Below are 9,611 nucleotides of genomic sequence, written 5' to 3'. Positions count from 1 at the left end.
CTCCCGCCGCGCCCCACCGCCGCGCCCACCGCGGGTGCCGCCGCCGCGCAGGCTGCCTCGCCCCCGAGCGGCACCGCCTCGCCGCCAGGCGAAGCCGCACCGGCAGGCGACACCGGCCTGCCCGCGTACGAGCAGACCAAGCAGCAGCCGCTGCCGCCCTACGAGGAGAAGCGGCCGCTCGATCTGCTGGCGCAGCTCACCAATACGCCGCCGCCTGCCGAGACGCCGGTGCGGACCATCGTGCGGCGGTTCAAGATCTGGACGCCGCTCGTGGCGTTGGTTGTCGTCGTGCTCGGGGTCATCCAGTTGGTGCGGCCGCTGCCGGAGCCGACGCTGTCGCTCACCGCGAAGGAGAGCTACGAGTTCGAGGGTGGCGCGCCCGAGATGCCCTGGCCCGGTGAGGGGCAGGCGGTCGTCGAGGTCGAGGGGCTCGGGCGGATCGGGGAGTCCGGCAAGGAGAAGCCGGTGCCGATCGCGAGCGTTGCGAAGGTGATGACCGCGTATCTGATGCTCAAGGAGCACCCGGTCAAGGGCGATGACCCCGGCGTCAATATCCCCATGGACCAGCAGGCCGAGGATGACGCCGCCAAGGGCGCCCAGGGCGAGTCCGTCGTCAACGTCAACAAGGGCGACAAGCTCAGCCAGCGCGAGGCCCTCCAGGCCATCATGGTTGCGTCCGCGAACAACGTCGCGCGGCAGATCGCCCGTTGGGACGCCGGCTCGGAGAAGGCGTTCGTCAAGAAGATGAACGACACCGCCAAAGAGCTCGGCATGACCAACACCAAGTACACCGACCCCAGCGGCCTCAACGCCACGACCGTCTCCACCGCCTCCGACCAGGTGAAGCTCGGCATGGAGGCGATGAAGGACCCGCTGTTCCGCGAGGTCGTGCTGCAGCCGCAGTACAAGGACAGCAACGGCGACACGCACCAGAACTACAACCGGCTGGTCCCCGTCAACGGCGTCCGCGGCATCAAGACCGGCACCACCACCAAGGCCGGCGGAAACTTCGTCTTCGCGGCCGAGAAGAAGGTCGGCGGGACGACGCAGCGCATCGTCGGCGCCGTCTTCGGGCAGCACGAGGCGCCGATCATCGACACCGTCATGGCCCGCGGGCAGGAGCTCATCACCGCCGCCCAGGGGATCCTCACCGACATGCGCGTGGTGAAGAAGGGCGACGTCGTCGGGTACGTGGACGACGGGCTCGGTACGCAGGTGCCGGTCGTCGCCACCAAGGACGTGAACGCCGTCGGCTGGAGCGGGCTGAAGGTGAGCCTGAAGATCGGCGACGGCGGGAAGACCATCCCGAACGCCGCCGAGGCCGGCGACAAGGTCGGCGAGCTGACCATGGGCGGCGGCCAGGGCGAGGTCTCCGTACCGGTCGCGCTGAAGGAAGACCTGAAGGAGCCGGGGGCGGGTGCGAAGCTGACCCGGCTTGGGTAGGCGCCCGGGCGCGGCCGTATTCGATGAGGCTCCATCAGCCTGAGTGTCGGACGTGCGTGCTAGCGTCGCCTCTGCCGCGTTGGGGGACGAGCCAGCCACTGTGTTGAACAAACGCAGGCCAAGACGGGGAGAGCCGCAGTGACCACCGTGCAGCCGGGGCGCCGCGCTGCCGACCGTAAACGGGTACGGAGACGGATCGGCTATGTCCCCCTGCCCGCGCAGCGGGACGGGGACGGGGCAGCAGGGCCGGACGGCCCGGACGGCGCCGGGCCCGGCGGCCCCGAAGGACCGAAGCCGCCGTGGCGGGCCGCGCTGCGCAAGTACGGCAAGCGCCTGTCCCGGCCGGTGCCTGCCTCGCTGATCACCGCCGCCGTGCTGCACCTGATGTGGCTGTGGCTCTTCGCCAACGCCGGCGGCGACCTCGCGGCGCAGGACGCCTGGGCGGAGTTCGCCGGCCGGCATCCGGACTCGGCGTACAACCTCGCCTGGTACGGCGGCATGCACCCGGTCTCGTACAGCGTCATCTCGCCGTATCTGATGGCCGTCCTCGGCGTCCGTACGACGATGATCCTCGCCGGGGTGCTCGCCGCCGGGGTGCTGGCGCTGATCATCGCCCGCTGCGGTTACGTCAAGAAGCCGCTGCTCCCGTCGCTGTGGGGCGCCTTCGCGCTGGCCTGCAACGCCGGGTCCGGGCGGGTCACCTTCGCGCTCGGCACCCTCTTCGGGCTCGCCGCCATCGCCATCGTCTTCCTGCCGAACGGCGGCGCGGGCGAGCCCGGCAAGAACGGCGCCCGCGGCTGGCCGAGCCGCCCCGTGCTGCGCGGCACCGGCGTCATCCTGTTCGCCGCGCTGGCCACCGCGGGCAGCCCGGTGGCGGGCCTGTTCATCGAGGTGGTCGCGGCCGCGCTGTTCCTGCAGAAGCGCCGCTCGCAGGCGTACTGCCTGGCCGTCGCCCCGCCGGTGATGGTGGCGCTGTCGGCGTGGCTGTTCCCCTTCCAGGGGGTGCAGCCGATGCCGTGGGTGTCCTGGCTGTTCCCGCTCGCCTGCACCGTCGTCGTGTACGTGCTGGTGCCGCCGGAGTGGAAGACGATCCGGCTCGGGGCGATCATCTACGGGCTCGGCACCCTCGCCACGACGATCATCCCCTCGCAGGTCGGGTCGAACGTCGAGCGGCTCCCGCTGATTTTCGGCGGCACCGTGCTGCTCGCCGCCATCGAACACAACCGCGGCCGGGCGCTGCGCATCGGCAAGCGGACGCTGGCCGGGCTGGTCACGGTGTGGGTGGCCTTCGTCTGTACGGCCATATGGCAGCTCACCAAGCCGGTCGTCGACATCGCCCTGACCACGCCGACCGCCGCCTGGAACCGCGAGCTCGCCCCGCTGATCAACCAGCTCGAGCGGCACGACACCGACGCAGGCCGCGTCGAGGTGGTACCCGCCCGCAGCCACCGCGAGGCGTCCGCGCTCGCCCCGTACGTGAACCTCGCCCGCGGCTGGAACCGCCAGGCGGACACCGACCGGCACGCGCTCTTCTACGACGGCACCCTCGACCCGGCGAGCTATCACGCGTGGCTGAAGCGGTGGGCGGTGCGCTATGTGGTGCTGCCGGTCGAGGACCGCCCGGACACGTCGGCCGCGGAGGAGGCGGAGATCGTCTCGGCCGGCCAGCCGTATCTGAGCGAGGTGTGGGCGGACGCGAACTGGCGCCTGTACCGGGTCAAGGACCCGACCCCGATGGCCGAGCCACCGGCGACGGCGAGCCGCGCCGACGAGGGCACCCTCGTGGTCAAGGTGAAGAAGGCCGGTCCGGTGCTGGTGCGGGTGCCGTTCTCACCGTGGCTCGGCTTGGTCGACGCCGAGGGCAAGCCGGTCGAAAAGCCGAAGGAACTGGACGACAGCGAAGACGCCGATCCGGCCGACCCCGATGCGCGGCTCCCGCAGGAGGACGGCGCCGTCGGCGAATGGAGCGAGAGCGGCAAGCCCTTCCTGAACCGCAACGGCTGCCTCACGGAGGCGGGCGACTGGACCCGTCTGCATGCGCCGCATGCGGGGACGTATCACATCGCGGGCAAGTACCAGCTGCCGCGCGGGACTGCCTGCCCGGAGTGAGCAGGCCGTCCCTGCGGCGGTCTCAGCGGACCAGGCAAGGGCGCTTCGGGTCGAACTGCCAGTCCTTGACCAGGTAGCGCATCGCCGTTGCGTCGTCCCGCGAGGAGAGGTTCTTCTCCACGTACAGCGCGTGGGCTGCCTCCAGGCGGTCGCGGTCCAGGGTGACGCCCAGCCCCGGCGCATCCGTCACCGCTACCTCCCCACCAGAGATCACCGGCGGCGCCACCGTCAGCCGCTCCAGCCCCTCCTGCCAGATCCAGTGCGTGTCCAGCGCGTTGTACGCCCCCGGCGCAGCCGCCCCGCAATGGGCCATCATCGCCAGCGAGATGTCGAAGTGGTTGTTGGAGTGGCAGCCCCACGTCAGGCCCATCTCATGGCAGAGCTGGGCGACCCGGACCGAGCCCTGCATCGTCCAGAAGTGCGGGTCGGCCAGCGGGATCGAGACCGACTGCAGCGCCAGCGCATGCGTGAGCTGGCGCCAGTCGGTGGCGATCATGTTCGTCGCCGTCGGCAGCCCCGTCGCGCGGCGGAATTCCGCGAGGATCTCCCGCCCCGAGTAGCCGCCCTCCGCACCGCAGGGGTCCTCGGCGTACGCGAGCGTCCCGACCAGCGGCGCGCACAGCTCGACGGCCTCGGCGAGCGACCAAGCCCCGTTCGGGTCGAGGGTGATACGGGCCTCGGGGAAGCGGTCCTTCAGCGCCCGTACCGCCTTGACCTCATCGGCCCCCGCCAGGACGCCGCCCTTGAGCTTGAAGTCCTTGAAGCCGTAGAGCTCGTACGTGGCCTCCGCCTGGCGGACGATCGCCTCCGGGGTGAGCGCCTCCTCGTGCCGGATGCGGTACCAGGCCGCGGTGGCGTCGGGCTCGCGGACGTAATCGAGATCGGTCTTGTCCGGGTCGCCGACGTAGAAGAGATAGCCGAGGACGCGGACCGAATCGCGCTGCTTGCCGTCGCCGAGCAGCGCCGCGACCGGGACCTCCAGGTGCTGGCCGAGCAGGTCGAGCAGCGCCGACTCGATGGCGGTGACGGCGTGCACCGTCGTCCGCAGGTCGAAGGTCTGGCCGCCGCGGCCGCCGGAGTCGCGGTCGGCGAAGCGGGCGCCGACGGCCTGGAGGACGCTCTTGTAGTCGCCTATCCGCCGGCCGGTGACCAGCTCGGCGGCGTCCCGCAGGGTCTGCGTGATCTTCTCGCCGCCCGGGACCTCGCCCAGGCCCGTACGGCCCTCGGAGTCCTCGAGCACGACGATGTTGCGGGTGAAGTACGGGCCGTGCGCGCCGGAGAGGTTGAGCTCCATGCAGTCGCGTCCGGCAACCGGAAAGACCTCGAAGGAGGTGACAGTGGGCTGGGTGGTCATGGCTACTTCCTTACAGCTTCAGGAGGTCGAGAGCCCACTCCAGGGCCAGGACGCCGCCCAGGCCGAGGATCGCGAGCACGGTGGTGTAGGTCGTACGGGCCTTGATCGCGTCGATGACGGAGAGGTTGAAGTACTCCTTGAACATCCAGAAGCCCGGGTCGTTCACGTGGCTGAAGGCGATGGAACCGCAGGAGACCGCGAGCACCATGATCTCCGGGTGCACGCCGCTGTTGGCGAGCAGCGGCAGCACCACGCCGGAGGCGGTGACGACGGCGACGGTGGCGCTTCCCAGCGCGATGCGCAGGATGACGGCGATCAGCCAGGCCAGGATGATCGGGGAGATCGACCAGCCGTGCGTGACGTCCTTGATGTAGTCGGAGATGCCGCCGTCGACGAGCACCTGCTTGAAGGCGCCGCCGGCGCCGATGACCAGCAGGATCATCGCCATCGCGGAGGCCGCGGACTTGCAGGAGGCCGAGACCTCGTCGAGGCTGCGGCCGATCCGCGGGCCGAAGGCCCAGACCGAGACGACCAGGGTGAGCAGCAGCGCGATCGGCGGGGAGCCGATGAAGGCGACGAAGTGCAGCGGCCCGCTGTTCTCGGCGGCGGCCATGTCGACCACCGCGGCGCCCGCGATCAGCACCACCGGCAGCAGCGCCACCGACAGCGACCACCCCATGCCCGGCATCTCGTCGTCCTCGAAGACCTTCTCGCTGACCAGGCCCTTGGGGATGGAGGGGTTCATGGCCTTGATGAACGGCAGTCGCGGCCAGAGGAGCGCGATGAACGCGCCCGCCGGGACGGCGATGAACAGGCCGTAGAAGAGGGTCAGTCCGGCCGAGGCCTCGAAGGTGGAGGCGACGGCGGTCGGGCCCGGGTGCGGCGGCAGGAAGCTGTGCATCGTCGACAGGGCGATGGACATGGGGAGGCCGACCCAGAGGAGGTTCGCGCGGGTGACGCGGACCAGGGTGAAGGCGATCGGCACGATGATGATGAAGGCGACCTCGTAGAACATCGTGACGCCGATCAGCATCGCCGTCAGCACCATCGCGACCTGCACCCAGCGCGGGCCGCAGAGGTCGAGCAGCCGGCCGGCTATCCGCTGGGCGGCGCCGGAGTCGCCCATCACGCGGCCGACCATGGCGCCGAGGCCGATGGTCAGCATCGTGTCGCCGATCTGGTCGCCGATGCCGGTGGCGAGGACCTCCGAGATCTCGGCTACGGGTATGCCCTGGACGAGGGCTACGCCCACCGCGACCAGGAGGAGGGCGGCGAAGCCGTTCATCCGCAGCTTCGTCATAAGGAGGAGCAGGACCAGGACGCTGATCCCGACGACTACAAGGGGCATGTCTCAGTTCCTCTTTGAACCGTGCATGTGAGGGTGGGGGGTTGTGCTTCGGGTCGTACGCCTCGGGGATGCGCTCAGCGCGCGGCGCCGACCAGGGTGAGGCCGAGGTCGAGGAGCTTCTCCAGCTCGGCGTGGTCGGCCGGGCCCGGGTCGGTGAGCGGGGCGCGGACCGGGCCGACGGGCAGGCCGCGCAGCCGGGCGGCGGCCTTGACCAGGGAGACGGCGTAGCCGGGGACGCGGTCGCGGAGTTCGACGAGGGGGACGTAGAAGTCGCGGAGCAGCTCGTCGATGCGTTCCGTATCGCCTTCTGAAAAGGCTTGGAAGAAGGCTTTGGCGATCTCCGGGGCGAAGGCGTGCACGGCCGAGGAGTAGGCGGGGACGCCGACGGCGGCGTACGCGCGGGCCTGGATCTCGGCGGTGGCGGCGCCGTTGAAGAAGAGGAAGCCGGCGGGGGCGGCGAGGGTGAGGCGCTGCAGCCGGTCCAGGTCGCTGTGGCCGTCCTTGAGGCCGATGACGGTGGGGATTTCGGCGATCCGGCGCACGCTGTCCGCGGTGAAGGCGACCTGGTCGCGCTGGTAGGCGATGAGGGGCAGGCGGGTGCCCCCGGCTATCCGGCGCAGCTGCTCGACGAGGCCGTCCTGGGGGGCCTTGACGAGGTAGTGCGGCAGCACGAGCGCGGCGTCGGCGCCGGCCTCCTCGGCGATACGGGCGAAGCGGAGCGCCTGCGCATATCCGTAGCCGATACCGGCGACGACGGGGACGCGGCCCGCGGCCAACTCCACGGCGGTGGTGATGACTTGGCGGTACTCATCCTCGTCCAGGGATGTGAACTCACCGGTGCCGCAGGCGGGAAAGACCGCACCCGGCTCGGCGGCGAGCTGCTGCGCGAGGTAGTCGCGGTAGCTCGGCAGATCGAGGCTGCCATCCTGATGGAAGCTGGTCAGGGGGAAGGACAGTACGCCCCGAGCCATCCCATCGCGCAGGCGTTCCGCTGTGTTGACCATGCTCCGCTCCATTGCCACGTCGTTTATGTATGTGGATGGAGACTAGGTTTGTGAACGCGCTGGGTCAATGGGTGTGGGCGCTGGAATGGTGGGTCCCGGGTCAGGCGGGAACGCGGATAGTGGCACCATGCGCCTTGTCCCACGTTTGAGTGGGAGCGCCCTACACTTGCTGTGTAGTGTCCGACATTCGTCGCACGATAGTGATATGGCGATCCCTATGGCTGCTCCTGACGCAACCCCGCCCGCCGGTCCGCGACGAGGGGCCGAGCTGCAATCAGTAACGATGCGGGAGCTGGGCAAGCTCACCGCGGAGGACATGGAAGCGCTTGAGCACCCCGTACCTGTGACCAACCACGGACGGCCGGTGGCATGGCTGGTACCGATGGATGCCGGCGAGCGCCGCCGTGCCGAACTCATCGCGGCCGGACGGCTGCGGCCGGCAACCGTTCCGGAAGCGCTGCGCAGACGCCGCCCGCTGCCGAGCCGACCGGATGGAGCCTCCCTCAGTGAGGCCCTGGTCGAGATGCGGGAGTCCGAGGGCCGGTGATCTATCTCGACTCCGGCGCACTCGTAAAGCTGATCCATGAGGAGAAGGAGACCGCCGCCCTGGCAGACTTCCTCGCCGAACGGGACGAGGAGCTGGTCTCCTGCGAACTGGCCTACACCGAGGTGCCCAGGGTGGTGCGCAAGCTCGCACACGACTCACAGCGTCGCCTGTCAGTTGAGCAGCAGCTACTGGACGACGAACTGGCGGCGGGCGAGGAGATCCTGGCCGGCGTCGGCATGCTCGTCGTCGACCTCGACCTCCTGGTACGGGCCGGCCAGTGGGCAGACGATCCACACCTTGGTTCGCTCGACAGCATCCATCTTGCCGCTGCACTGCAACTCGGCCCCGCGCTGTCCGACTTCGTCACGTACGACAAGGCGCTGGCCCGGGCAGCGGCAGAGGCAGGTCTCAGCGTGGTGCGACCGAAGTGACCCATCGGGAATGGGCCTGCCGGGCCAAGAGAGCGGTGCGCAGTGCTCAGTCGCCGAGCGCGAACGCCATCCCGGCGGTCATGTCCGTGACCAGGCCGGCCGCGAAGGCTGCCTCGTACGGGCGGTCACCCGCGGTTGCGCGTGCCTGGCGTTCGCACTCCGCGCGGGCGGCGGCCAGTTCCGGCATGCCGAGTTGTGCCGAGCCGAAGGTGAGCCAGACTCGCTGGCCGACGCCCAGCAGCCGGCCTGCCCGGATGCCGTCGCCGGCCGCGGCGGCCGCGGAGGCGAGCAGGTCGAGGTTCATCGCGATGCCGAAGGTGTCGTGCAGCAGCCGGCGCGAGCGCAGCGACTCGCGGGCGTATTCGACGGATGATGCGATACGGCCCCTGGCCAGGTCCGCGAGGGCCCGGACGTAGTCCGCGTACGCCCGGCACCAGCGGTCGCCCAGCGTGACGCACTCCGCCCGCAGCATGTCGGAGACGTCGGCGGCCTCGTCGAACTCGCCCATGTTGGCGTGCACGAAGGCCCGCGTCGCCTGCGCCAGCAGCCGGGACGCCTCGGCGCTGCCGGTCAGCCCGGGGACGTACGGGATCTCGTCCAGGGCCCGCGCCGCCGCCTCCTGCTTGCCCTGCACCGTGCGGCTGGCGGCGAGGCCGTGCCCGGCGCGGGCGATCGCCGCCGGGGCGCCGAGGAGGCGGGAGAGGGCGAGGCCCTCGTCGGCGTACGACTCGGCGGCCGGGCCGTCGCCCTGGCCGAAGGTGACGAGGGTGCAGGCCCACAGCGCCTGGGCGCGCTCCGGGGTGGGGTCGGGGTCGCGGTCGAGGGCGCGTTCCAGATAGCTGCGGCCCTCGCTGAGATAGCCGCAGGCGAACCAGAAGAACCACAGCCCGCCGGCCAGTTCGAGGGCGCTGTGGTCGGGCTCGGTGAGGCAGAAGTCGAGGGCGGCGCGGAGGTTGGCGTGATCGGTGGTCATGCGCCCGTACCACGCGATCTGGGCGGGGGACGTCCACTCGTCGCCGGCGGTGACGGTGGCGCGGAGGAAGTGGTCGCGGTGGCGGCGCTGCAGCGCGTAGTACTCATCGAGCTCGCGCAGCCAGCGGGCGCCGAACTCGGAGATCGTGTCGAGGAGCCGGTAGCGCGGGCCGCGCGGCCCCTGCTGGTCCGGCTGCACCACCGACTTGTCGACCAGGGCGCGCAGCACCTGCGGGATCTCCTCGGCCGCCAGCGGCCCGCCGACGCAGATCAGCCGGGCCGCCTCCTCGTCGAAGCCGCCGGAGAAGACCGAGAGCCGGGCCCACAGCAGCCGTTCGAGCGGGGTGCAGAGCTCGTGGCTCCAGCCGATCGTGGTGCGCATGGTCTGGTGCCGGGGCAGGGC

7 protein-coding genes and 1 pseudogene are annotated in these 9,611 nt (G+C 70.6%); 4 read left to right on the top strand and 4 right to left on the bottom strand.

Annotated features, from left to right (window positions below):
• Both G5C51_RS36175 and G5C51_RS36170 read left to right on the top strand, forming a co-directional pair.
• Positions 1 to 1,443 (top strand): annotated as a pseudogene (locus tag G5C51_RS36175) (D-alanyl-D-alanine carboxypeptidase); the annotation flags it as partial.
• A gap of 138 nt (positions 1,444 to 1,581) precedes the next feature.
• Entirely contained in the window at positions 1,582 to 3,552 is a 1,971-nt protein-coding gene (locus G5C51_RS36170; RefSeq protein ID WP_338118428.1) for an MFS transporter, read from the top strand.
• Positions 3,553 to 3,574: 22 nt separating this feature from the next.
• On the opposite strand, the gene G5C51_RS36165 is transcribed toward G5C51_RS36170, so the two are convergent.
• The 3 genes from G5C51_RS36165 to G5C51_RS36155 all read right to left on the bottom strand — a co-directional run bounded on the left by G5C51_RS36165 (position 3,575) and on the right by G5C51_RS36155 (position 7,258).
• Positions 3,575 to 4,906 carry an enolase C-terminal domain-like protein gene (locus G5C51_RS36165; protein WP_165244128.1) on the bottom strand — a complete coding sequence of 444 codons (1,332 nt, stop codon included), beginning with the start codon at positions 4,904 to 4,906 and terminating at the stop codon, positions 3,575 to 3,577.
• A 10-nt stretch (positions 4,907 to 4,916) separates the two neighbouring features.
• The gene (locus G5C51_RS36160) at positions 4,917 to 6,254 is read right to left on the bottom strand and encodes a gluconate:H+ symporter (RefSeq protein ID WP_165244126.1); all 1,338 of its coding nucleotides are present in this window, start codon (positions 6,252 to 6,254) and stop codon (positions 4,917 to 4,919) included.
• Between the two features lie 74 nt (positions 6,255 to 6,328).
• Complete coding sequence (locus G5C51_RS36155; RefSeq protein ID WP_240930163.1) at positions 6,329 to 7,258, bottom strand: 5-dehydro-4-deoxyglucarate dehydratase; 930 nt, start codon at positions 7,256 to 7,258, stop codon at positions 6,329 to 6,331.
• 283 nt (positions 7,259 to 7,541) lie between these two features.
• On the opposite strand from G5C51_RS36155, the gene G5C51_RS36150 reads away from it, so the two are divergent.
• A complete protein-coding gene (locus G5C51_RS36150; protein ID WP_165244124.1) occupies positions 7,542 to 7,805 on the top strand; it encodes a type II toxin-antitoxin system Phd/YefM family antitoxin in 264 nt (87 codons plus the stop codon).
• Entirely contained in the window at positions 7,802 to 8,236 is a 435-nt protein-coding gene (locus G5C51_RS36145) for a PIN domain-containing protein (protein ID WP_165244122.1), read from the top strand. Before G5C51_RS36150 ends, G5C51_RS36145 begins: the two co-directional genes overlap by 4 nt.
• A 46-nt stretch (positions 8,237 to 8,282) precedes the next feature.
• Here the strand turns inward: G5C51_RS36145 and G5C51_RS36140 are convergent.
• On the bottom strand, positions 8,283 to 9,611 hold a 1,329-nt coding region (locus G5C51_RS36140), incomplete at its 5' end, for an ATP-binding protein (RefSeq protein WP_420824896.1).

It is taken from the genome of Streptomyces coryli (assembly GCF_011044975.1).
Classification (GTDB): Bacteria; Actinomycetota; Actinomycetes; order Streptomycetales; family Streptomycetaceae; genus Streptomyces; species Streptomyces coryli.
This window is presented reverse-complemented; position numbering and strand designations above follow the sequence as displayed.

Bases quoted from the DNA above. Each gene is read 5' to 3' on its own strand.
- G5C51_RS36165 (WP_165244128.1), bottom strand. From the start codon at position 4,906: ATGACCACCCAGCCCACTGTCACCTCCTTCGAGGTCTTTCCGGTTGCC.
- G5C51_RS36160 (WP_165244126.1), bottom strand. From the start codon at position 6,254: ATGCCCCTTGTAGTCGTCGGGATCAGCGTCCTGGTCCTGCTCCTCCTT.
- G5C51_RS36155 (WP_240930163.1), bottom strand. From the start codon at position 7,258: ATGGTCAACACAGCGGAACGCCTGCGCGATGGGATGGCTCGGGGCGTA.
- G5C51_RS36150 (WP_165244124.1), top strand. From the start codon at position 7,542: ATGCGGGAGCTGGGCAAGCTCACCGCGGAGGACATGGAAGCGCTTGAG.